A 22,121-nucleotide genomic window follows, 5' to 3' on the forward strand; every position below is an offset into this window, starting at 1 on the left:
GTTTTCAGACGGCCTTTTCTATTTTATCCCGCCATCACCCGAAACGTCAGATTAATCCGCGGCTCTTGGATGCGGGTGCTTTTCAGGATGGTGTGCAGCCAGTGTTTCTGCGTTTCGCCGTGCATGACGATGAGCTGGCCGTGTTCCAGCCACATTTCGCGTTTTTCCTTGCTTTCTTTGTGTTTGAAGGCGAATTTGCGCGTTGCGCCGAGGCTGAGGGAGGCGATGGCACTGTCTTTGACCAGCCCCTGTCCTTCGTCGCTGTGCCACGCCATGCCTTCGTTGCCGTTGTTGTAGCGGTTGAGCAGGCAGGAGTTGAAGCGGGTGGGACAGATGTCGGCGATGGCGGCTTCCACGCGGTTTTTGAGTTCGGGCAAGACGCCGCCCCACGGCAGGGCGATACGGTTTGCGCCGGAATAGCCGTAGTTGTAGGACGTGTCTCCGTACCACGCGACTTCGCGGGCGGTGATGATGTGCTTGCCGAATATCACGGCTTCGTCGTGCCGCCAGGGAATATCACGCTGCAAAATTTCAAAATAACGGTCGGCTTCGGCGACGGTGAAAATCCGTCCGAAATTGCTGACGATGCCGTCGTAGGGTAGGATGTTTGCGTGCGGGTCGGCGGTTTCGGGGAAGAGGTCAAATGTCATCGGGCTCTCCTAATTCGTGCGCTAATATCGCCATTTTACGTCCGCGCTGCCAGCGGTAGCCGCCGATGATGCCGCTTTCTTGGATGACGCGGTGGCAGGGGATGAGTAATGCAACGGGATTCTGTCCGACGGCCGTCCCAACGGCTCGCGCGGCGTTGGGCGAACCCATGCGCTGCGCCACCGTGCCGTAGCTTTGCAGGCTGCCTGCGGGAATATCGAGCAAGGCCTGCCACACTTTGAGCTGGAAGGGTGTGCCTTTGATGTGCAGGGTAACGCGGCCGTGCCGGGTACGGAAGATGTCGGCGGCTTGGCGGTGGAATGCGGTTTCCTGCCCGATTAGGCGGGCGTTCGGATATTCGGCGCGCAATTCGTTCAGGGCGGCGGAAGGGTCGTCTGAAAAACGCATGAAGCAGATGCCTTTGTCTGTTGCTGCTGCCAACAGGTCGCCGAAAGGGCCGGGAATCAGGCTGTAATCGATTTGCAGACCTGCGCCGCCGTTTTTGTATTCGCCCGGGGTCATTTTTTCGATGTCGACAAATAAGTCGTGCAGCCGCCCCGTGCCGCTCAATCCGCCGCTGTGCGCCGCTTCCGCCACGCTTTCGCTGTTTTTCAGGGCTTCTTTGGCACGGCTGATACTGATGTGTTGCAGCATTTTTTTCGGACTGATGCCCGCCCATGCGGAAAATTCGCGCTGCAAGTGCTCGGGACTGACATGCACTGCTGCCGCCACCTGCGCCAAATCGGGCTGCTCGGCGGCATGGTCGTAAAGGTATTCGATGGCGCGGGCAATGCGCGTGAATTGACGGATTTGATTCGGGGACATGGGGTTGTTTTGAAGTTTCATGGCGTTAGGATACGCGTAAAGCAGCCGGGTGGCGACCCGATTGTTGATGGGGTTGCGGTTCGGGCAGGAAAAAGCAGCCTGCACATTCACAAAACAAAGTGCAGGCTGCTTTTTAGCTTCGCAGAAACTTCTTTTTAACTTCGTTGAAGCTCCGCTTTCAGCCAGCCTTCCCCACTGCCCGCTGTACCCCGAATATCGAAGCCAGCACCAGCGCGAAGCCTGCCAGCGATTTTGCGTCCATGCTTTGTCCTAAAAACAGCCAGCCCAAGACAAATGCCGAGACAGGGCTGAGTAGTCCCAGCGACGAAACCGCAGCAGGCGAAAGTTTGGCAATCCCTTTGAAAAACAACACATAAGCCAACACAGCACCAAACAGACACAAATACAGATAGCCGCCGATATTGGTGGGGCTTAAAGATTCGAGCGGCGGCTCGGCAAGCAGGGCAACGGGCAGTAAAAACACACCGCCGATAAACAACTGCCAGCCGGTGAACGCCAACACGGGCAACGAAGTGCGGTGATGTTTCGACAAATACACACCCAACGCCATCGCCGCTGCGCCCGCCAATGCCGCCAAAATCCCCGTCCCGTCATAGCGCGCCTGCGGCGACAAAACCAAGAGCGCAATTCCCAAAATACCTGCCGCCGACCAAGCCCAAGCCGCTTTGGGCGGCATGGTTTTGCCGATTAACCAAGTGAACACCAGCACCATTAGCGTCTGCGTGGAACTCAAGACCGCCGCCAGTCCGCCCGGCAAGCGATACGCCGCCACAAACAGCATGGCCTGAAAAAAGCCGATATTCAAAAAACCGAGCAAGACAACGGTCGCCCATTCGTCACGTTTCGGTATGCGCCGCGTCCACGCCAGCAGCAACAGCCCCGCAGGCAAAACACGGATAAGCGCGGCGGTGAACGGGCGGTTTGGCGGCAGAAATTCGGTGGTCACCAAGTAAGTGCTGCCCCAAATCAGCGGGGCGAGCGCAGTGGCGAGGATGGCGGCGGTGCGGTTGGGCATGGGGATTCCTTGTGTGCGGCGTTTTAGCTTCGCAGAAACTCGCTTCGTTTTTCAGGTAGCCTGAAGGCCGTCTGAAAAACGGGATGGTTGTGATGGGGCAAAGGTAGCATCGCAGGCACACACATCGGTTGGCTAAATCAGAGATTTAGACCGCTGACAGCCTGCACTGTTTCAGGCAGCTTGAAAAAGGCTACCTGAAAACTGGAAACTGCGTGCGTATCGCATACACGCTACCTAAGCGGGCTACGCTTGCTGCCAATCTGTGTTAACCCCTTTTAATTTTATAGGTAACTGTCAAGCACCACAGAAAGCTGAGATAGGAAAAATGGCTTAAATTTGGTATTATATTAATAAAATAGGATGACGAGGAGGTGTTTTATGTCGACAATTAAAATTGAAAACCTCAGTTTCTCATATCATGGATATGTAAAACCTATATTTGAAAATGTATCGTTTTCCTTTGAGACAAACTGGAAAATAGGGTTGATAGGAAGAAATGGAATTGGCAAATCAACGCTATTTAAGTTGCTTTTAAATGAAGAAACTTATCAAGGTAAAATAATCAAGGATGTTGAATTTATTAAATTTCCACCAAATATAACTGATACTTCAAAATCAGGGATTGAGTTATATAAAGAACTCATGCCAGATGGGGAAGAATGGAAATTATTTAGAGAACTTAGTTTGCTCAATGTAGATGAGAACCTTGTTTATAGGGAATTTGAAACGCTTTCCAAAGGAGAACAAACAAAAATCCTTTTAGCTATTCTATTTACAAGAGAAGACGGCTTTTTACTTATTGATGAGCCGACAAACCATTTGGATATGCACGGCAGAAAAATTGTAAGTGAATATCTGAAAAGTAAAAAAGGGTTTTTGCTCATATCTCATGATAGGGATTTTTTAGACGGCTGCATCAATCATGTTATCTCTATTAACAGGAATTCTATTGATGTTCAATCAGGAAATTTTACATCATGGTATGAAAACAAATTGATGAAAGATCAATTTGAAATCAGTAAAAACGAGAAATTAAGAAGAGATATTAAACGGTTAAAAGAAGCTGCAAGGCAATGCCAAATTTGGTCTGATAAAATTGAAAAGACTAAAAATGGTGTGAAAATATCAGGCGTAAAACCGGACAAAGGATATATAGGTCATAAAGCAGCCAAAATGATGAAAAGGTCTAAGAATTTGGAGAATAGGCAAAATAAGGCAATAGAAGAAAAACAGAATTTACTAAAAGATATTGAAACGAAGGAAAATCTATTATTGCATCCGTTACATCATCGCAAAAATCCTCTAATATCGGTTAGTAATTTATCATCATACTATGGAGAAAAACAGATATTAAGGAATGTGAGTTTTGAGATAAAACAAGGTGATATAGTAGCTATATATGGTAGTAATGGAAGTGGAAAATCGACCTTGATTAAAATTTTATTAGGTCTGAATCACGAGTATACAGGCGAGGTAAAATTAGCAAGTAATTTGGAAATATCGTATATTCCTCAAGATACATCTGATTTAACAGGCAGCCTAAATGAATATATTCATAAGCAAGATGTTGATGAAACATTGTGTAAAACAATTCTTAGAAAATTAGATTTTTCAAGAGAATTATTTGAAATGGATATGAAGAATTATAGTGATGGGCAAAAAAAGAAAGTTTTAATTGCCGTCAGTTTGTCAAAGCCGGCTCATTTATTTGTTTGGGATGAACCCTTAAATTATATAGATGTAATATCAAGAATACAGATTGAGGAAATCATAAGGGAAGCAAAGCCTACACTTATATTTGTGGAACATGATAGGCAATTTGTGGAAAATGTAGTCAATAAAATCATACAATTATAAATGAGATAAACCATTAAAGTTCAGAACAAGGCTAACACGGAAACAGTAAATCAGAAAAGGTTTACTGTTTTTTCTTGGCCAAAAAACAGAAAGGGTAGGTTGGGTTGATAAACCCCAATATTTTTCGCCATGTCCGAGCCGTCTTCGTAGCGGGCTTTGGGGAAGGCGCGCGGGGGTTCCGGCTCGCGTTGTTTTGCCGCAGCCTCTCACCCGATTAAAACGGAAGTCATGCTGATTGAGCCGAAGGCGAGTTCGTCATTGAAGATTTCCATATCGTCCTGCGGTTCGCGCAGCGCGGCGGTGTAGAGCAGCGGCAGGTAGTGCTCGGGCGACGGCACGGAAAGTGCGGCGGCGTCCCCCAGCCGTTCGTAATGCACCAGCGTGTCGTTGTCCCGTGCGGCAAGGGCGCGGTTGATGGCATTGCGGAAGTCTATTGCCCAGTCGTAGCCAGCATCGGCTTGGTCGGCGGGTTTGCGGCGCATGGCACGCAGGTTGTGGACGATGTTGCCGCTGCCGACCACCAGCACGCCCTGTTCGCGCAGCGGGGCGAGTTTTTTCGCCAAATCGAAATGCCATTGTGCAGGCTGCATCAGGTTCAGGCTGAGCTGCACCACGGGAATGTCGGCTTCGGGATACAAGTGTTTCAGCACCGCCCACGCGCCGTGGTCGAAGCCGCGTTCCGGGTTCATTTCCACCTTTTCAGGCTGCAACAGCGAGCGCACCTGCCCCGCCAGTTCGGGCGAGCCGGGCGCGGGATATTGCACTTGGCTGAGTGCTGCGGGGAAGCCGTAAAAATCGTAAATCATTTCGGGGCACTCGCCAGACGTTACCTGCAAACGGTTGCCGTACCAGTGCGCCGAAATCATCAGAATGGCTTTGGGCTTGGCAAATTTCTGCACGATGCGGCGGAAGCCTTGGTTGAACGGGTTTCCCGCGTCCAGCGCGTTCATCGGGCTGCCGTGTCCGACAAATAATACGGGCATTTTGTTCATGGTGTTTCCCAATTCGTTTTGATGCCGATGATTTTACGGGAAACTTTTGCGCGAACCATCCCGTTTGGGGAAGAATATATTTTCTCGATAAGAAATCATTGGTCGCTTCAATGCCCTCATGTTTTACTCTCGCGCTTTTTAAAGGCTACCTGAAAACATGGGTGGGTGCGTGATTGGCGCGATAAAAAGCAGCCTGCACTTTGTTTTCCAAATGTGCAGGCTGCTTTTTTTCAGATATTCGAGCGCGGCGTATTGCAATTCGCGGTGTGGGTCGTCCCAGCAGCGGCGCACAAAATCCCACTGGAAGTTAAAACGGTGGGGATGCCGATGGTGGCAGCGGTTTTGGCAAGCAGCAGCGCGTTTTTCTTCATGGTATCAAATGAAGTTGAACCAACCCAGCCCATTGTGCCGACTTGGTGGTCAATCAATAAAAGAACGGAATCTTGTGAATTAAACGGTTGGTACATTTTCAGCTCCTTCGGTGCGTTGTTTGAAAGTGTTGCCAGTATAGTTTCGGTTTGGATTTGGATAAATGGGGTAAAATGGATAACATTTATCCGAATATGAAATAAAGCAGCCTGAAAATGCTATTTCAGGCTGCTTCTGCCATGCCAAGCACGGTTTTACCCCACCGCCGTAAACCGCTTCTCCCGCAGCCGCACTTCGCTGTCAAAATCGTGGGCAAACTGGGTAATTGTGGGTTTGCGGCGGCACAGTTCGCGCATTTTGGTGGTGGACTCGTGGTGTTGTTTGCCGTCGATGCACACGCCGTCGATGTCGCCGTTGAGCATATATTGTTCGCAATAGGAAGCGTCGCCGCCGATGAGCACATAATGATCGCCCATATCCACAATCACGATTTGATGCCCGAGCGTATGCCCCGGCGTGGGCACAAGGCGGATTTTGCCGTCTTGGGTGAGTTTTTGGCTTTTTTCAAAGGTTTCAAATGCGCCGTCTGAAAACGGTACGGTTTGAATTTGTTTGAAAAACCAGTCGGGGTAATGCATGGTTAAATAACCGTTGAACACCGCGTCTTTGGCTTCGATGGCATGTTTTTCGGTTTCGGTGAGCAAAAAAGTGCTGTTGGGAAAATTGGGAATGCCGCCCGCGTGGTCGCCGTGCATGTGGGTCATTACCACCCATTTCACGTTGAGCGGGTCAAAGCCGCGCGAGCGCAAAACCGCGCCGACTTCTTCTTCGACTTTCACGCCGCGCCGTTCGCAAAACTGCATAAACGGATGCCACCACGGCTGATAGCCCGCATCGTTGGCGCGGCTGCGTTCGCCCGTGTCCACCATAATCAAGCCTTCGGGATGCTCAATCAGCCAGCAACCGATGGGCAGATGCGGCGACCATTTACGGTCGGTGAGTACGTCCATCACGCGCAAAGGCCGTCTGAAAAAGCGGGCGAGCTGGTGGTGGATTTTGATTTGCACCCAGCCGGTGGTCAAACAATGGATTTTGATGTTGCTCATGGCGTGTTTCCTTGCGTGTGATTGAATGGGCAGGATTGTACGAAGGCAGCCTGAAAGCCGATACCGACAAACCGGCGGCAAAATTCGGTTTAAACAGATAAAATCGCCCGTCTGTATGCTTATTTTCCAAAACAGCCATGAAAATTGATTTAAGAGTAGTCAAAACCCACCAAGCCATTCGCAATGCCCTGCTCAATCTGCTTGCCGAACAGGATTACGGCGACATTACCGCGCAAGACATCATCGCCGCCGCGCAAGTCAACCGCGCCACGTTTTACAAATATTATTCGGGCAAAAACGCGGTGGCGGCAGCCATGATTGCCGAGTTCAAACAGGAATACGCCGCCAATCTTGCCGAACGTTTGGCGGCAGACAATCTGCCCGACTTTTTGCAGCAATCCGCGAACGCATTGTATAAAAAACATAAATTATTGCTTACTCTGTGGTCTATCCGTACGCCCAAGCTGCATTTGTATGACGATATGCGCGATATGCTGCGTACCCATTTCACCGCGATGCAGCCTGAAACGACCGACGACTACCGCGCCAAAATCATGGCAACGCTGCTGCTGGAAACCGTGCGCCATTTTTTTGAGCGCGGCGAGCCGGTATCCGTGGCAGCGGTGCGCGACGAAATGGAAGCCGCGATACGGCTGTTGCGCGACACGGCAGCCTGAAAGGAAAAAACATGGACTATCTAAACGAAATGGCCTTATTCGTCGAAGTCGCCCAAGCCAACGGTTTCAGCCGCGCCGCCGCCAAGCTCGGCATGCCGCAATCGACCCTGTCGCGCCGCATTGCCGCGCTGGAAGATGCGCTCGGTTTGCGGCTGTTCAACCGCAGCACGCGGCGGCTGGAACTCACGGGCGCGGGCGCGTATTACTTGGAACGCGCCCTGCCGATTGTTACCGAAGCGCGGCTGTTGCACGGCGCGTTGGACGATATGCGCGAAAACGTAAAAGGCGCGCTGCGCGTGTCGCTGCCCGTGGATTTGGCGTATCAGATGGTTGCGCCGCTCTTGCCCGAGTTTGCCGAACGCTATCCGCTGCTGCGCCTTGATTTTGACGTAACACCGCGCAAGGTGGACTTAATCGGCGAGCCGTTTGACTTGGCGATCCGCACCGGCAGGCTACCCGATTCGGACTACATCGCCACGCCGCTGGCAACGTTTTCAGGCTGCCTTTACGCCGCGCCAAGCTATCTGGCAGAGCGCGGTGAGCCACAGTCGCCCGACGGTTTGGCGGCGCACGAATGCCTGCGTTTCGGCAGCGGCGGTGCAACATGGACGCTGCACAACGGCGACACCCGCGCCACCGTGCAGCCTGAAAGCCGTTTCGGCGCCAACAGCCCGGGCATGATCCGCCAAATGGCGGCGGCAGGCTTGGGCATCGCGCTGCTGCCCGAAATTTTGGTGCGCGAAGACGTGGCGCAAGGCCGTCTGAAAGCCGTATTGCCCGACTGGCAAAGCGAACCGACGCCCGTTCACGCGCTCACGGCAACGCGGCTGCTGACGGCGAACGTGTGGGCGTTTGTGGGGTTTTTGAAAGAGAAATGGGCGGGGGACGCTTGAAAACGGCAAAGCAGGAACGAACGATGGCGTAAGGCAAACAAAAGGCAGCCTGAAAACCTTGAAAAGGGTTTTCAGGCTGCTTTTGAATTGTAGCTTGGGTCGCGACCCAACCTATCTTTTGATATCGGAGAATGTTGGGTTTGCAACCCAAGCTACCTGCTAACAAGCGGATTTAATTGTCTGATTTGTCGCGCCCGATAAATTCATGCTTGATGACGCGGCGCGTTTTCAAATCGAATTGGTTGAGATAGATATCGGCGGCGCAGCAATTGGCATCTGCTTCGCCCGTTTGGGGGTCTTTGCCGAATTCGTTGTTTTTAAAGGTAAGGACTGAGCCGTTTAAGCGCACGCTTTTGGCATCGAGAAAGCGGGTGTTGATATTGGAGGGGAATAAGTCGTCATGCACCACGCGCCGGTTGCGGATTTCCGCCAGGCTGTATGTGAATGTGCCCGTGCCGCCGTCGCAGTGTTTGTGGCTGGGCTTGCTCTGGTAGGCGAAATAGCCTGCCGAGGAATAGAGAACGTAAGTCGCGCCGCCATACTGGAAGGTTTTTTCAACAGTCAAGCCGCATGCGCCGCCTTTTTGCACATGGTAGCGTTCCAAAATAGGCAGCACGGGCGATGATTTGCCTGCCGCCAGGCTGGGGGCGGCGGCGGTCATCAGGGCAAGGGCGGCGCTTAGGAGGATGGTTTTTTGCATGGGAATTTCTTTTTTGGAAAATGGGTTGTCTGGGGAAACGGTATTTCAGGCTGCCTGAAACGGCAGAATGAGATTGTAATTTGTTATGACGGGACAATGGAAGCGCAATATTGAACCTGCCCGCAAAAAATGCAAAACGTGCCGTTTCGGGTGTTTCAGGCTGCCTTTGACTTTCAGGCTGCTTGGGCAAAGGCTTTGCCCACTTCGTCGGCGATGGCGGCGATGCCTTGTTCCAGCGTCTCTTCGCTTTGGGCGATGCTGATGCGGATGCATTCGCGGGCGTGGGGGTAGTTTGCGGTATCGAAGCCGATAAAGAAGGGCTCGCCGGGGATGATGAGGGTGCCGCGTGCTTTGAGGCGCTGGTAGAGGGTTTGTGCGGGGACGGGCAGGCCGGGGAAGTTGAGCCAGAGGAAGATGGCACCTTCGGGTTGGTGGATAAGCAGGCGCTCTTTCAGGCTGCCTGAAAAGTGTTTTTTAAGGATGGAAACGGCGAGATCGGCCTGTTTTTGGTAGAAGGGTTGGATTTCGTCGGCGGAGAGTTGTTGCAGTTTGCCGCTTTCGATTAGGGGGGCGGCGATGGCGGCGCCGAAGCGGGTGGGGGCGAGGTTGGTGATGGCGTTCAGGCTGCTAATGGCGCGGATGACTTCGGGCGCGGCGACGACGATGCCGGTGCGCACGCCGGGCAGGCCGGTTTTGGAGAGGCTGAAACAGAGGATGATGTTGTCGTGCCAGTTAAGACGGGCGGGGACGTGGATGATGTCGGGGAAGGGCAGGCCGTAGGCATTGTCGATGATAAGGGGGATGTGGTGGGCACGAGCAAGGGCGTCGAGGCGTGCCATTTCGCCGTCGGTGAGGACGTTGCCGCTGGGGTTGGTGGGGCGGGAGCAGCAGATGGCGCCGATTTGGCCGTTTTGCAGCTCGGGCAGGTTTTCAAGGGAGGGGAAGTCGACGCGGTATTTGAAGAAGCCGTCTTGGCCTTGGTATTGTGTGTGTTCGATTTGCGGGGGGACGGAGATGAAGCGGGGTGCGTCGATGTGGGTGTCGGCGTAGCCGATGTATTCGGGGGCGAAGGGCAGGAGGATGGATTTGTCGCTGCCGTCGTCAAATTGGCCGCCGAACAGGTTGAAGAGATAGAAGAAGGCGTTTTGCGAGCCGTTGGTCAGGGCGATGTTTTCTTCGCTGATGTCCCAGCCGTATTGGCGGCGGAAGTAGGCGGCCAGGGCGGCAATCAGGCGGGCGTCGCCCTGCGGGGTGGAGTAGTTGGCCAGGCTTTCGATGGCGGCGCCGTTGTCGGCGATTTGGCGCAGGGTGTCGGCAAAGGCCTGCTGCACGGCGGGGATGTGGGCGGGGTTGCCGCCGCCGAGCATGTTGACGGGTTTGCCTTCGGACAGGGCGCGGCCGAGGTCGTCCATCAGTTGCAGGATGCCGCTTTGGCGGGTGAATTTTTGGCCGAATCGGGAGAATTGCATGGGGCGCTTTCGTGGGTAACGGAACGGCGGGAATTATAACGCGGATAAACCGCGGCAAGGCAGCCTGAAAAGCGGGAAAAGGCGTTTTCAGGCTGCTTTGGCGGGGCATAGACAAAGCAGCCAAAGGCAGCCGGCCTGATTTATAATTGCCGCCCTTAATCCGAAGGAACACAATATGAAACAAAAACTGCTTGTTACCGCTTTGGCGGGATTGCTGTGCACCGGCCAAGCGCTTGCCGACGGTTTAAGCCCTGCACAAAAACGCAATGCGCAGCGGCTGACCGATTTGTCGCTGCGCATATTCAATGTCGGCGAAATGGTGGCGGGTGAAGTTGCGCGAAGCGGCAGCCATTACGCCAAGCTGCCGCCCGCCAAGTTTGCGTGCATGAAAACGCAGCTGTCCGCGCAAGGATTCAAACGCTATCAGCAAGAGCGCGCCGAACGTTATGTGGTGGAATTTTCACCCGAGCAGATCGAACGGGATTTGGCGGTGTTTGACAACGAAGTGGTCGATGCGCTGCATAAAGCAACGAATATGGCAGATAAATTTGTAGTCAAACCGAATACCGACCGGCAGTGGGAGCAGTCTCTCGAACGGTGGTCGGATGCTATAGCGCAAACCCTCGGCTTGGAAAGCAAGGTGAATACCCTGGTAACGGACACGCGATATGCAGCGGTTATGGATTTTGTCAATTTGCCCCAAAGCAAAATAAAAGACGGGGAAAATGCTGAAGAAGCGGGTGAAATCGTGGCAGGACATTATCTGCTTTGGGCAATGGAAAACTGCGGTGTGGAAATAAGCGATTTTCCCGATGATTCAGGCAGCCTGAAAAAATAATCTGTGAGAGAAAAAACATGAAGCCCATTATTCTTGCCGTTCTGGCTTTATTGGCCGGCAGCCGTACCGCTCTTGCCGAGCTGACTGTGCAACAGCAGCATCAGGCTCGGCAACTTGCCGATGTGTCGGTGCAAATTACAGACCTTGGCGAATCTGCTAAGCAGATGTTGCAGAAGAATCCGCGCATGGCGCAGGCAGGCAAAAAAGACACGGCCTGCCTGCTGCGGTATGCGGACACCCGGGGTTTTTACCGCTATCAGCTGGAACGTGCCGAGCAATACGTTGCTGCCCGTCCCGCCGCGCATATCGCCCAAGATTTGGCGGTGCTGGACAGTGAAACGGTAACCGTCCTGCACCAGCTTGCAACGGGCGGGCAGACGGATGATACGCTCTTGCGTAAAAACCGTGTTTTGCGCCATCTGATGCTGCTCGCTACCGACCGCACCTATGGTGCGCTGGCGGAACTGCTGAACCTGCCGCAAACCGGCGATGACCAGGCAGCAAAACTGAAAGCGGGTAAAGACATGGGCGATCGTTATTGGTCTTGGATTCAGGCGCAGTGTCAAAAGCAGAACTGAGCAAGCGGGCAAAAAAGCAGCCTGAAAACCGCAAATACGGTTTTCAGGCTGCTTTTGGCTTTGGCGGCGGACATGCCGGCGGTTTATGTCAGCGGCCGGTTTGTCCAGATATTGCGGTAGGAGACATAGCTGATAACCGGCAGTATCGGAAACACGACGGCATAAAACACCAATAAGCCGACCACAATTCCTAGGTTATTTTCTATTCTTACCATTTCCCCCATTTTTACTGTAAACAACGCTAATAAAAAAAATGCCAGCACAAGTATTATCAGCAGGAAGCCGCTCAACTGCACAATATTTTTCAGGCTGCCTTTCAGGCTCATCTGTATGGCTTTGGCAGCGGGCATGCCTTGCAGCATAATCAGCGGCAGCGACATCCAGTTGCACAGGAAAAACAGTAGAATAAGGCCGACGCACAACCAAATGATTTCATCGCCGGTGCCGGCTGGCTGGCTGCCCAGTTTTCCGATGGCCATCAGGCAGGCAAATGCCACCAAGAGCCAAAACAGGTGCAGTCTGACCAATGTCCATTTCTGCTCGCCAAACCCACTAAACAGGCGGCCGAAGACAAACGAGCGCTCTTCCGACACGCCGGCCGCTATTGATACCAATCCTGCTGCAAAAAGCAGGGGCAGCACCTGTATAAATAAAAATATCGCAACCGACAGCACGCCAGCCCACCATTCATGCTGGTTCATTGCGTTTTTTATATATGGTACGGACAGCACAATCATCAATCCCCACATTATGGATGCAGTGCTGAAAATCATCAGCAATATCGCCAAAATCCACTGGGGCAGCCTGCCGCCGAGTAGCAGCAGCGTGTGCTTGACCCATATCAGGCTGTCGCTTATCGGCCGCCACGAAGGCGTATCGAGCAGATGCAGCATACCGTCGTCGTAGTTGCCGTAGCCGTAATAGTCTTCGCTCTCGCGCATGGTGTTTCCTTGTTGTGTTTGCCGGTTTCGTCTGGTTTTAAAGGCAGCCTGAAAACGGTTTTTTCGTTTTCAGGCTGCCTTTTGCGTTTTGGCCGGCGAAAAGCCGTTTGCCGTTTAGTCGAGATTGCCCAGCACGATGCGCAGCATGCGGCGGATGGGTTCGGCGGCGCCCCACAAGAGCTGGTCGCCGACGGTGAAGGCGCTGATGTATTCGCCGCCCATCGCCAGCTTGCGGATGCGGCCGACGGGGGTGGACAGGGTGCCGGTTACGGCGGCGGGGGTAAGCTCGCGCATGCTGGCTTCTTTGGTGTTGGGGATGACTTTCACCCAGTCGTTGGCGCCGGCGAGCAGGCTTTCGATTTCAGACAGCGGCAGGTCTTGCTTGAGCTTCAGGGTGATGGCCTGGCTGTGGCAGCGCATGGCGCCGATGCGCACGCACAGGCCTTCGATAATGGTGCGTTTGTCGCTGACGTGGCCGAGGATTTTGTTGGTTTCGGCTTCGCCTTTCCATTCTTCTTTGGACTGGCCATTGCCCAAATCCACGTCGATCCACGGAATCAGGCTGCCGGCCAGCGGCACGCCGAAGTTGGCTTTGGGGTAGGTGTCGGAGCGCAGGAAGTCGGAAACTTTGCGGTCGATGTCGAGAATGGCGCCGGCAGGATTGGCGATTTCGTCGGCCACTTGGGCGTGGATGGCGCCCATGCCCTGGATCAGTTCGCGCATATTTTTGGCACCGGCGCCGGAAGCGGCCTGGTAGGTCATGGCCGAAGCCCATTCGACCAGTCCGTTTTGGAACAGGCCGCCGAGCGCCATCAGCATCAGGGAAACGGTGCAGTTGCCGCCGATGTAGTTTTTCACGCCGTTTTTCAGGCCTTCGTCGATGACGTTGCGGTTAACCGGGTCGAGCACGATGATGGCATCGTCGTTCATGCGCAGGGCGGAGGCGGCGTCGATCCAGTAGCCGTTCCAGCCGGAATCGCGCAGGGGCCGGAACACGGATTTGGTGTAGTCGCCGCCCTGGCAGGTTACGATGATGTCCATCTTGGCCAGCTCGGCCGGGTTATTGGCATCCAGCAGGGTTTTGGCGGCCTGGCCGAAATCGGGCGCTGCGCCGCCGGGGTTGGAAGTGGTGAAAAAATATGCTTCGGGAATGCGGGAAAAATCGTTTTCTTCGCGCATGCGCTGCATCAAAACCGAGCCGACCATGCCGCGCCAGCCGACGAATCCTACTTTCATTGTGTGCTCCTGTTGGGAAATCAGACAAAAAACAGGCATTGTAAACCTTTAAACGGAAAAAGTAAGGCGCTCTTCGCAGCCGTAGGCTTTCAGACAGCCTGAAAAACCGCAAAACGACAGTTTCGAGCTAGAAAATTGCCGATCGGGTGGGGAGTTAACCGGCGTTTGACGGCGAATATAACGTAAATTAACAAAACTGGATGCGAAACTGTGCGTGTCGGATGGCGCGGAATCTTGCTGATGGTGCAAGGTGGAAAAAATTGGCTTGTTTGGTGTTGCTGTTATTTTAATGTTGGGTTTTAGATAAATTGGTGTTTAATTGCTTTATTGTAGCTTTTTGGGAAATTATTTTGCTTTGACTTGGTAATTGTTTGCGGTTTATTCCTGAAGTTTACTTATTTTATTGTTTTTAAATGGTTTAATTCGATATTAATGACTGCGGAAAACCATTTTTGGTTGTTTGATTGGTTTAACTCTGGGTGGTTTAAAGTTAATAAATGTTAATTTAAGTTATAAAATTGAAAATAACGTCAATTTTGTTTGTAAAATTTGTCGCAGATTCTTGTGCTTTACCAAATCTTGCGGATATATTTGCGCCGATTTTGCAAAAATCGACCAAACCTTAACAGTACAAGTTAAACGAATCACCACCAAAGGACTATTGCATGAAATATACCAAGCTCTACACCTGCCTGATCGCAGCCGCCGCGGTTGCCGCCCCGATGACTGCCCAGGCTGCCTACAATATCTACAGCAAGGACGGTCTGACCGTGGACTTTGGCGGGAACGTAACTGCCCAGTTCAGCAAAAAACACAACAAATTTACTTACAAACACGACTCTGCCCGCTATTACTACAATTATGATATTTCCGATTGGGAAAGCGCGCAGGCAGGGCATGATGTTGAGAATTCCGACAGACGTGCACGCTTAGGGTTTGATCGGGGATCTTCTTGGCTGCAGATTCGCGGCCAGCAGCGTATCAACCAAGATGTGCGTGCTACCGCCACCGTGCAGCTGGGTTACTACAAAAACGATTTGAACCTTTCTGCCGCTAATGTTGCTTTGGATTGGCGCAATCTCGGTAGCGTGACCCTTGGTAAGCAGTTCCTGCACTCCGGCTATGTTACCCGCACCGATACTTACTACCCGCTCGAATACTTCGGCAATTCCTCTATCCGCGTCGATTACACCGGTGTGCCTGAGTTGCAGGTGAGCGCCTATCATCTCTTCCCTTCCCAAGACGACGTACGCAAAACTGACAACACCAACGAAATCCGCGGTAACGGTATTTCCGCGTCTTACCGCCTGCGTATCGCTCCCGATCACAGCGTGCGTTTTGCCGCCGGCTACACCCAAAGCAAACGCAATCCGAATACCACTACCACTTGGACATCTAAAAAGAAACACGCCGTGGCCGGTTCGGTTGAGTACAAATACCGCGATCTGACTGTGGCCGGCGATATCGGCCAAGAGAAGGAAAAAATCGACATCGCCACGCTGGGCGAAGCCAAGAGCAATTTCTACGGCGTAAAAGCCGAGTATGCTTTCACTCCGCGCTTCAAAATGGCCGCAGGCTATGGTGTGCAAAACACTAAAAAAACAGCCGGATCGGTTGGTGCGTTCAACTTGAATGCCGGCTGGCAGGATCCTGACTTTATCGCCGCCAACGAAGAGTACATCTTCCCGAAAATCAAACGTAACCGCTACTATCTGAAAGCGGACTACGATCTGCGCGACAACGTTACCGTATACGGCAAAGTAGATTTTGAAAACACCAAAAACTACGTGGACGGCGAGCTGTTCTCCAAACGCCAGCGCCGCGAGCTGACCGCCGGTATTTCGGTAACCTTCTAAAGCGCCCCGCGCATCTGCAAAACCCATTTGCATCAAAACCGGAAACAGCCGTTTCAGGCAGCTTTCAGGCTGCCTGAAAGCGTAAAGGCGTGCTGTTTCCCGGTATCTGACTTGTTGCGGAGAAATTCATGAAAAGAAAACAATTATCCCTGGTGCTGGCTGCGGCGTTTTCCGGCCTGTGCCTGTGCCTGAGCCAGTACGCCAGCGCTGATACGGCTACCGGTACCAATCCTGCCGCCAAAACGGCCAATCCCTATGCCGCCCATTACGGCTATCCCGAAACCCGCACCAGCCAAGACGAAATCGACCGCTTTGAAACCGGCGAATACGGCGATCCCGGCCTGCGCTCAGATAGCCGCAATAGCACGGTCGGTCACGATATCCGCAAGCTCAAACGCAAAGACGACGGCATCGACCGCTACTACGGCGATGTATTGGTGGACAAATACCGCTGGCTGGAAGATGTCGAGCGCATCGAACCCGAATACCGCTACGAAACTAGCGAAGACCGCAAGCGCAACTATTTCGGCACGCTGTGGGAAGACCCCGAGCGCGAAAAACTGCGCAACGCGATGGAAACCGTGCACAACGAGCAGGGCGAAGTGGATAAATGGGTGAACGCGCAAAACGAAGCCACCCACAACTATCTGAACAAAATCCCCTATATCCAGGAAATCGGCAAACGCATCGACAAGCTGATGGACTACGAATACCTGTATTTCGACTACGACCGTGAATACGGCAAGCTCCATTACGCCCGTTATCCCGACGGCTATTTCCGCCTGACCAAAAAAGGTGCCGACGGCAAATCCCAAGTCATTCTCGACGAAAAAGAACTTTCCAAAGACGGCTACACCCAGATTGTCAACTACGCACTCAATAGCAACGGCAAATATTTCGCCTACGCCACCCGCGACGGCGCTTCGGATACCGACCACAAAGAGCTGTATGTGCTCGATACCGAAACCCTGAAAACCCGCCACATCACCACCAATATCCATGTGGTGGATGCCGGCGGCACGTACGGCTATCCGCTGGAGTGGAAAGACAACAACAATCTGTATTACGTCCGCTCACACGGCGGCTGGACGGATCTGATGCTGCACCGGATGGACAAAAACGAGTTCAACGACCCGATTATTATGAAGGCGTCGGACTACGACATGACGCCCGACAGCTTCTGGATTGAAGACGACCGCTATCTGATGGTGCAGGGCTCTTTGGGCAGCATCAGCAATACCCTGCTGCTGAAGGATTTGAAAACCGGCCGCTGGATTCAGATCCACAACCGCAAGATGTACGACAAAATCAACAAGGCGGATGCGTTTACCAACTATACCGCCGCCAAGTTCGTCCGCCTGGATGGCAATTATATCTATGTGATTTCCGAAGATAATTCCGAATTTGGCGAACTTCTGAAAATCGACATCCGCAGCCCGCAGAGAAAACGCGAAGTGGTGATTCCCGCGCGCGAAAACCACCGCCTGACTGCCGGCGTGTACCAAAGCGGCCATTATCTGATGCAGTATTACTCTGCCGGTTACGATTCGCTGGCACTGTTTGACGAAAACGGCAAATTCGTCCGCGACATCACCCCGGTTGCCGGCGGCAGCATCAGCAGCCTGACCGCCTACGACTCCGGCGACAAAGACGCCGAAAACAACCGCCCCAAAGGCACGCTCGCGGCCAACGAAAAAGACTACAAGCGCTATGTGTGGTTCTACTACCAAAACAAGGTAACGCCGACCACCACCTACCGCTACAACGTTGAAGAAGACAAATTCTTCGGCGTCAAACGCCGCGATACCATTCCTTTCGATGCCGACAAATACGAAATGCGCACCGTATCCTATCCGTCCAAAGACGGCACTATGGTGCCCATCGTGATCAGCCACAAAAAAGGGCTGAAACTCGACGGCAAAAACCCGACCATTCTCTACGGTTACGGCGGTTTCAACGTTGATGCCTACCAGGGCAACTTCACCACCGCAGCCGCAGCCTGGATGCAGAACGGCGGCGTTTACGCCACCGCCGGCCTGCGCGGCGGCAAGGAGTACGGTTCCAAATGGCACGACGCGGGCAAGCAGCTCAACAAGCAAAACGTTTTTGACGACTTTATCGCCGCCGGTGAATTCCTGATTAAGGAAGGCTATACCTCCAAAGACTACCTGTCGATTTCCGGCGGTTCCAACGGCGGTTTGCTGGTCGGCGCGACCATGGTTCAGCGTCCCGACCTGTTCCGTGTCGCCATTCCCGAAGTCGGCGTGCTCGATATGCTGCGCCACGACAAAATGTACCGCACCGACTACTGGATCAACGAGTACGGTATGGCCGAAGACAGCAAAGCGATGTACCAGAAACTGCTGTCCTACTCGCCGTATCACAACGTGCGCGACGGCGTCTGCTACCCCTCCACCATGGTGATGACGTCCAAGCGCGACGACCGCGTGGTGCCGTCGCATTCCTATAAATTCGCCGCCATCCTGCAGGAGAAGCAGTCGTGCATGCGGCCGGTGTTCCTGAATGCCGCCGAGCGCCACGGCCACGGTGACAACACCCGTGCGGAAACCAAGCGCGAGATGAAGGAAAAATTCGCCTTTATCTTGCACGAAATGGGTATCAAGTCGCTGCCGCCGATTCCCGATAGCCCGCAGCCGGCAACCGATAAGGCGAAAAAATAGCCCCGTCTGCTCCCGCAGATAAAGCTGCAGGCAGCCTGAAAACCCGAAAAACGGTTTTCAGGCTGCTTTTTTATCGGGAACAGTTTAAGGTTGGGCGCGGGAACTTTGGCAGTTCGGCTTCGGCACGGCGCCAAGATTGCCACCGGTGCCAAACCACCGCTCTTGTCGCCTGCTTGGGCGGGCAGGCTTTGTTGCCGCCGCCCTTGCATTATGCCGAAACTAAGCAGCCTGAAAATCGGATGGGCGGTTTTCAGGCTGCTTTGGTGCAAGGGAGTTTTGGCGGCAAGGTCAGCGGCGCAGTTCGCTTTCCATGGCGGCGATGTTCAGCCGGCGGTCGTTGATTTGCAGGGCGAAGCGTTGGGCGGCGCTGCTGTCGCCTTTGCTGCGCGCGGCGCTTAGGGCGGCTTCGGCGCTTTTAAGCGCAGTTTTTTCGCGGCGGATTTCCTGCTCCAGCGCCTGCCGGCGCGACAGTACCGGTTTGGCGGGGGCGACTTGCGCCACTTTCACCACCCGCGCCGGTTTGAGGGCGACGGTGGCTTGGCGCAGTTTGACCTGGGTTTTGGCGGCAGTGGTTGCTGCGGGTTTTTCCGCTGCACCGGTGGTATGGGCGGCGGGTGCCGAAGCCGAGGCGCGCTCGTCGGTATCGACGTCGCTGCCGAACCAGTCGCTGCGGCGGCTGCGCTCCGACCAGGCTTCGCTCTGACGCCACAGCGCGTCGATATCGTCTTCGGGCGCTGCGGTAGCCGCGGATACGGTGCGCACCAGGTTTTCAGGCTGCCTGCAGTTGGCGGCAGCTTTGGTGCTGTCGCAGTTTAAGGCGTGGGCGGCAAAGGGTAGGGCGGACAATAAGGCAAGAAGGGCGGTTTTTTTCATGTGCGGTCTCCGAATCAGGCGGCGCGGTGCTTTCAGGCTGCCTGCCAAACGGCGTGGTTTGAATGGCGGCTTTGGCGCCGGCGCGATGATCAGCCGTAGCGGCTGTAGAGCGTCCACAATGCCGAGAGTGTGGCGCAAACCAGTAACAGTAATGCCAGCAGGACGGCGCGGCGGTGGATGGCGCGTCGCCGGTGCGGTTTGAGCAGGCGCGGCAGCAGCAGGATAGCGGCGGCGAACAGCAGCAGAAACAGGCGGGGATTCATCGGCATCTGGCAAAAGAAAGGCAGCCTGAAAGCAAAATGGGCGGGTAAACGGGGCGGTTGCGGCCGCTGCGCCGTTTTTCAGGCTGCCTGATGGCGTGTCGGCATTGGGGTGGGAGTGCGGCGGCTGCCGCGGTGTGGTGTCAGAGATGCCGGAATGCCGGCGGGCGTGAGCGGCCGGCTGTCAGTTTTTCAGTTTGGCGGTGGCTGCTTTGTCCAAGCGGCATTTGTCGAGAATGATGGTGTTGCTTTCGCCGTTGCGGTAGGAGAGTTTGCCGCCGTCGGTCTGCTTCAGCGTGGCGGGGGTGGCGGGTAGGGTGGTCCACATGGTGCCGTCGGCGGTGGCGCTTTGGTAGATGTTGAGCAGGTTGTTGGCATCGGGCACGCGGAACAGGCCGGGAGAAATATTGCCGTCAACTTTCACTTGGGCAACGATGATGTCGTTGCCTTTGATGCCGTACATTACGGTCATCGGCACGGTTTTTTTGTCTATGGTGCAGCTGTAGGCAACTTCGACTTTTTTGTCGATGCTCAGCTCGTTGTTGTCGGCAATCGGGGTCAGCGCTTTTTCTGCCGCCAGGGCGGGCAGGGCGGCGGCCGCCAGCATAGCGGCGAGAGTATGGCGGGTGGTGTGTTTCATGGAAAATCTCCTGCATCGGAAAGCGGCGGATTAAAACCAATCGGCGGGGGCTTGTCAAACCGGGCGGCGGTTTTTTGCTGCTTTTTTAGAGAGTTTGACATTGCTTTGCATAATGTAAACCGGCGGGCAGGCAGCCTGAAAGGTGCCGTCCGGTTTTCAGGCTGCCGGTGCGTGGCGGTGCGGGGTTTGGAAGCTGGGTTGGTGGAAAGCCTGCATGCTGTCCAGATCGAGCGCGGTCAGGCAGCCGCCCCACAGGGCGCCGGTATCGAGGGCGGCGATACGTTTTTGCGGGTCGTTGCAGTAGCCCAGCGCCGACCAGTGGCCGAACACGACGGTATGGCTCAGATGGCGGCGATCGGGGGCGTCGAACCAGGCGTGCAGCTCGGGCGGCATGTCGCCGTAGGTGGCTTTGAAGCGGAAATCGAGTGAGCCGTCGGCATGCAGTGCGCGCATGCGGGTAAAGACGTTGGTAATCAGCCGCAGCCGCGGATAGCCGGTCAAATCGGGCGACCAGGCATCGGGCGAGTTGCCGTACATATGGTTGAAAAAACGGCGCGGGTGATGGCCGCGCAGGGCGTGTTCGACTTCCGCCGCCAGCGTTTTGGCTTCTTCGGCGCTCCATTGCGGCAGAATGCCGGCGTGCACCATCAGATAGCCCTTGTCTTCAACCAGCAGCGGCTGCGCGCGCAGCCAGTCGCGCATACGGCGCAGGTTGGGGTGCTGGAGAATGGGGGCGAGGGTGTCGTGGCGTTTGGGGTTGCCGAAGCCGTAGCACAGCGCCAGCAGGTGCAGGTCGTGGTTGCCGAGCACGATGCGCACGCTGTCGGCATGGTGCATGGCAAACAGCAGGCTTTCGAGCGACTGCGGACCGCGGTTGACGATGTCGCCGGTGAGCCAGAGCGTGTCGCGGCCGTGCTCAAAGCCGATCAGCGCGAGCAGCGCCTGCAGCTCGCGGTAGCAGCCTTGGATATCGCCGATTGCGTAATGTGTCATAAGGAAAATGCCCGCCGGAAAAAGTGGTTTGCAATGGGGCAATTTTAAGGCAAAAGCACCGGGCGGCGAAACCGCCGGACGCGGCAAACGGCGGGTTTGCGGCATGTCTATGGCGGCAGTTGGGCATTTTAATCGCCGGCAGGGCGGCTTTCTGCCAAACTGCGGACGGCTGTTTGGATGCGTTGCCGGTTTTTCAGGCTGCTTTGCGGATGGCTCGAACCGGGCAAAGCAGCCTGAAAGGGTTGGGACGGGCAGGCAACCTGAAAAGTTTGCTTTTGCCGGCTCTGAATTTGGCGCTAACGGCAGCGGCGGCTGCGGCAAACGGCGCTATCCGTGTTTTCAGGCTGCCTTTTTATTGCCGGTTGCGGGCGGCGGCGTGCGGATAAATGCACGATAGCGGCGCGGCGTGCGGTTTTTGTGCCGGAGTGGCGTTTCAGGCTGCCTTGCGGGATGTGTTAGTTTGGGTTAAAGTGCGTTACGGTTTTCCCAGCAGCCGTACCGCACGGCCGCTTGGGGCAAAGCCGTGCTGCCGCTGAAGATTCCCCCGCCGCCGGCCGAAGCGTTTTCAGGCTGCCGGGTGGGTTGGCGGCGGCAGCGCCGTCCGTTCCGCCCGTTGCGGCGGTTTGTCGTTTTCATGCTTTCAGGCTGCCTGA

21 protein-coding genes and 1 pseudogene are annotated in these 22,121 nt (G+C 54.4%); 8 read left to right on the forward strand and 14 right to left on the reverse strand.

The genetic code is table 11. The annotated features are described in order from the left end of the window. Positions 1-23 precede the first annotated feature (23 nt). The 3 genes from OP500_RS01250 to OP500_RS01260 form a co-directional block, all read right to left on the reverse strand. Positions 24-650: an alpha-ketoglutarate-dependent dioxygenase AlkB family protein gene (locus OP500_RS01250; protein WP_238745333.1), complete on the reverse strand. Its 627-nt coding sequence runs from the start codon at positions 648-650 to the stop codon at positions 24-26. Continuing rightward, on the reverse strand, positions 640-1,473 hold the full coding sequence (locus tag OP500_RS01255) for a bifunctional transcriptional activator/DNA repair enzyme AdaA (protein WP_238745329.1): 834 nt from the start codon (positions 1,471-1,473) through the stop codon (positions 640-642). Before OP500_RS01255 ends, OP500_RS01250 begins: the two co-directional genes overlap by 11 nt. Positions 1,474-1,651: 178 nt before the next feature. Next, entirely contained in the window at positions 1,652-2,509 is an 858-nt protein-coding gene (locus OP500_RS01260; RefSeq protein WP_238745326.1) for an EamA family transporter, read from the reverse strand. Between the two features lie 378 nt (positions 2,510-2,887). Between OP500_RS01260 and OP500_RS01265 the strand changes: the two genes are divergently transcribed. Then, a complete protein-coding gene (locus OP500_RS01265) occupies positions 2,888-4,366 on the forward strand; it encodes an Lsa family ABC-F type ribosomal protection protein (protein WP_238745323.1) in 1,479 nt (492 codons plus the stop codon). 206 nt (positions 4,367-4,572) lie between these two features. Here the strand turns inward: OP500_RS01265 and ygiD are convergent, their stop codons facing one another. The 3 genes and pseudogenes from ygiD to OP500_RS01280 all read right to left on the reverse strand — a co-directional run bounded on the left by ygiD (position 4,573) and on the right by OP500_RS01280 (position 6,833). Continuing rightward, positions 4,573-5,358, reverse strand: a complete 786-nt coding sequence (gene ygiD, locus OP500_RS01270; RefSeq protein ID WP_238745321.1) for a 4,5-DOPA dioxygenase extradiol — start codon at positions 5,356-5,358, stop codon at positions 4,573-4,575. A gap of 210 nt (positions 5,359-5,568) precedes the next feature. After that, positions 5,569-5,658, reverse strand: a pseudogene (locus tag OP500_RS01275) (DNA alkylation repair protein); the annotation flags it as partial. Positions 5,659-5,981: 323 nt separating this feature from the next. Then, complete coding sequence (locus OP500_RS01280; RefSeq protein ID WP_238745318.1) at positions 5,982-6,833, reverse strand: N-acyl homoserine lactonase family protein; 852 nt, start codon at positions 6,831-6,833, stop codon at positions 5,982-5,984. 137 nt (positions 6,834-6,970) lie between these two features. On the opposite strand from OP500_RS01280, the gene OP500_RS01285 reads away from it, so the two are divergent. Together OP500_RS01285 and OP500_RS01290 are read left to right on the forward strand one after the other, a co-directional pair. Next, positions 6,971-7,510: a TetR/AcrR family transcriptional regulator gene (locus tag OP500_RS01285; RefSeq protein ID WP_238745316.1), complete on the forward strand. Its 540-nt coding sequence runs from the start codon at positions 6,971-6,973 to the stop codon at positions 7,508-7,510. An 11-nt stretch (positions 7,511-7,521) separates the two neighbouring features. Continuing rightward, a complete protein-coding gene (locus OP500_RS01290; protein WP_274069950.1) occupies positions 7,522-8,403 on the forward strand; it encodes a LysR family transcriptional regulator in 882 nt (293 codons plus the stop codon). A 172-nt stretch (positions 8,404-8,575) separates the two neighbouring features. Here OP500_RS01290 and OP500_RS01295 read toward each other — a convergent pair whose 3' ends face one another. Then, positions 8,576-9,103: a hypothetical protein gene (locus OP500_RS01295; protein ID WP_238745313.1), complete on the reverse strand. Its 528-nt coding sequence runs from the start codon at positions 9,101-9,103 to the stop codon at positions 8,576-8,578. Between the two features lie 173 nt (positions 9,104-9,276). Further along, positions 9,277-10,572, reverse strand: coding sequence for a valine--pyruvate transaminase (locus OP500_RS01300; protein WP_238745310.1), 1,296 nt, complete (start codon positions 10,570-10,572; stop codon positions 9,277-9,279). Positions 10,573-10,747: 175 nt separating this feature from the next. Here OP500_RS01300 and OP500_RS01305 point away from each other — a divergent pair, with 175 nt between their 5' ends. Together OP500_RS01305 and OP500_RS01310 are read left to right on the forward strand one after the other, a co-directional pair. After that, positions 10,748-11,410 (forward strand): hypothetical protein, encoded by a 663-nt coding sequence (locus tag OP500_RS01305; protein ID WP_238745307.1) that lies wholly within the window; start codon positions 10,748-10,750, stop codon positions 11,408-11,410. A 17-nt stretch (positions 11,411-11,427) separates the two neighbouring features. Beyond that, a complete protein-coding gene (locus tag OP500_RS01310; protein WP_238745305.1) occupies positions 11,428-11,988 on the forward strand; it encodes a hypothetical protein in 561 nt (186 codons plus the stop codon). Positions 11,989-12,071: 83 nt separating this feature from the next. Here OP500_RS01310 and OP500_RS01315 read toward each other — a convergent pair whose 3' ends face one another. Continuing rightward, on the reverse strand, positions 12,072-12,929 hold the full coding sequence (locus OP500_RS01315; protein WP_238745303.1) for a hypothetical protein: 858 nt from the start codon (positions 12,927-12,929) through the stop codon (positions 12,072-12,074). Positions 12,930-13,043: 114 nt separating this feature from the next. Beyond that, positions 13,044-14,165, reverse strand: coding sequence for an aspartate-semialdehyde dehydrogenase (gene asd / locus OP500_RS01320; RefSeq protein ID WP_274069951.1), 1,122 nt, complete (start codon positions 14,163-14,165; stop codon positions 13,044-13,046). Positions 14,166-14,830: 665 nt separating this feature from the next. On the opposite strand from asd, the gene OP500_RS01325 reads away from it, so the two are divergent. Both OP500_RS01325 and OP500_RS01330 read left to right on the forward strand, forming a co-directional pair. After that, entirely contained in the window at positions 14,831-16,021 is a 1,191-nt protein-coding gene (locus OP500_RS01325; RefSeq protein ID WP_238745299.1) for a porin, read from the forward strand. A 128-nt stretch (positions 16,022-16,149) separates the two neighbouring features. After that, a complete protein-coding gene (locus OP500_RS01330) occupies positions 16,150-18,702 on the forward strand; it encodes a prolyl oligopeptidase family serine peptidase (RefSeq protein ID WP_274069952.1) in 2,553 nt (850 codons plus the stop codon). A 288-nt stretch (positions 18,703-18,990) separates the two neighbouring features. On the opposite strand, the gene OP500_RS01335 is transcribed toward OP500_RS01330, so the two are convergent. The 4 genes from OP500_RS01335 to OP500_RS01350 form a co-directional block, all read right to left on the reverse strand. Beyond that, positions 18,991-19,575, reverse strand: coding sequence for a hypothetical protein (locus tag OP500_RS01335; protein WP_274069953.1), 585 nt, complete (start codon positions 19,573-19,575; stop codon positions 18,991-18,993). Positions 19,576-19,664: 89 nt separating this feature from the next. After that, the gene (locus OP500_RS01340; RefSeq protein ID WP_274069954.1) at positions 19,665-19,838 is read right to left on the reverse strand and encodes a protein MIGRI; all 174 of its coding nucleotides are present in this window, start codon (positions 19,836-19,838) and stop codon (positions 19,665-19,667) included. A 181-nt stretch (positions 19,839-20,019) separates the two neighbouring features. After that, complete coding sequence (locus tag OP500_RS01345; RefSeq protein WP_274069955.1) at positions 20,020-20,475, reverse strand: hypothetical protein; 456 nt, start codon at positions 20,473-20,475, stop codon at positions 20,020-20,022. Positions 20,476-20,631: 156 nt separating this feature from the next. After that, positions 20,632-21,468 (reverse strand): symmetrical bis(5'-nucleosyl)-tetraphosphatase, encoded by an 837-nt coding sequence (locus OP500_RS01350; RefSeq protein ID WP_238745287.1) that lies wholly within the window; start codon positions 21,466-21,468, stop codon positions 20,632-20,634. Positions 21,469-21,475: 7 nt separating this feature from the next. Here OP500_RS01350 and OP500_RS01355 point away from each other — a divergent pair, with 7 nt between their 5' ends. Then, a complete protein-coding gene (locus tag OP500_RS01355) occupies positions 21,476-21,865 on the forward strand; it encodes a hypothetical protein (RefSeq protein WP_274069956.1) in 390 nt (129 codons plus the stop codon). Positions 21,866-22,121: the final 256 nt, after the last annotated feature.

The sequence above is a fragment of the Kingella sp. SNUBH-2017 genome (genome assembly GCF_028680565.1).
Classification (GTDB): Bacteria; Pseudomonadota; Gammaproteobacteria; order Burkholderiales; family Neisseriaceae; genus Kingella_D; species Kingella_D pumchi.

Coding starts and splice junctions, on each gene's coding strand:
- ygiD (WP_238745321.1), bottom strand. CDS start 5,358: ATGAACAAAATGCCCGTATTATTTGTCGGACACGGCAGCCCGATGAAC.
- OP500_RS01305 (WP_238745307.1), top strand. CDS start 10,748: ATGAAACAAAAACTGCTTGTTACCGCTTTGGCGGGATTGCTGTGCACC.
- OP500_RS01250 (WP_238745333.1), bottom strand. CDS start 650: ATGACATTTGACCTCTTCCCCGAAACCGCCGACCCGCACGCAAACATC.
- OP500_RS01330 (WP_274069952.1), top strand. CDS start 16,150: ATGAAAAGAAAACAATTATCCCTGGTGCTGGCTGCGGCGTTTTCCGGC.
- OP500_RS01340 (WP_274069954.1), bottom strand. CDS start 19,838: ATGAATCCCCGCCTGTTTCTGCTGCTGTTCGCCGCCGCTATCCTGCTG.
- OP500_RS01255 (WP_238745329.1), bottom strand. CDS start 1,473: ATGTCCCCGAATCAAATCCGTCAATTCACGCGCATTGCCCGCGCCATC.
- OP500_RS01295 (WP_238745313.1), bottom strand. CDS start 9,103: ATGCAAAAAACCATCCTCCTAAGCGCCGCCCTTGCCCTGATGACCGCC.
- asd (WP_274069951.1), bottom strand. CDS start 14,165: ATGAAAGTAGGATTCGTCGGCTGGCGCGGCATGGTCGGCTCGGTTTTG.
- OP500_RS01345 (WP_274069955.1), bottom strand. CDS start 20,475: ATGAAACACACCACCCGCCATACTCTCGCCGCTATGCTGGCGGCCGCC.
- OP500_RS01315 (WP_238745303.1), bottom strand. CDS start 12,929: ATGCGCGAGAGCGAAGACTATTACGGCTACGGCAACTACGACGACGGT.
- OP500_RS01290 (WP_274069950.1), top strand. CDS start 7,522: ATGGACTATCTAAACGAAATGGCCTTATTCGTCGAAGTCGCCCAAGCC.
- OP500_RS01285 (WP_238745316.1), top strand. CDS start 6,971: ATGAAAATTGATTTAAGAGTAGTCAAAACCCACCAAGCCATTCGCAAT.
- OP500_RS01300 (WP_238745310.1), bottom strand. CDS start 10,572: ATGCAATTCTCCCGATTCGGCCAAAAATTCACCCGCCAAAGCGGCATC.
- OP500_RS01350 (WP_238745287.1), bottom strand. CDS start 21,468: ATGACACATTACGCAATCGGCGATATCCAAGGCTGCTACCGCGAGCTG.
- OP500_RS01265 (WP_238745323.1), top strand. CDS start 2,888: ATGTCGACAATTAAAATTGAAAACCTCAGTTTCTCATATCATGGATAT.
- OP500_RS01280 (WP_238745318.1), bottom strand. CDS start 6,833: ATGAGCAACATCAAAATCCATTGTTTGACCACCGGCTGGGTGCAAATC.
- OP500_RS01355 (WP_274069956.1), top strand. CDS start 21,476: ATGCCCGCCGGAAAAAGTGGTTTGCAATGGGGCAATTTTAAGGCAAAA.
- OP500_RS01325 (WP_238745299.1), top strand. CDS start 14,831: ATGAAATATACCAAGCTCTACACCTGCCTGATCGCAGCCGCCGCGGTT.
- OP500_RS01260 (WP_238745326.1), bottom strand. CDS start 2,509: ATGCCCAACCGCACCGCCGCCATCCTCGCCACTGCGCTCGCCCCGCTG.
- OP500_RS01310 (WP_238745305.1), top strand. CDS start 11,428: ATGAAGCCCATTATTCTTGCCGTTCTGGCTTTATTGGCCGGCAGCCGT.
- OP500_RS01335 (WP_274069953.1), bottom strand. CDS start 19,575: ATGAAAAAAACCGCCCTTCTTGCCTTATTGTCCGCCCTACCCTTTGCC.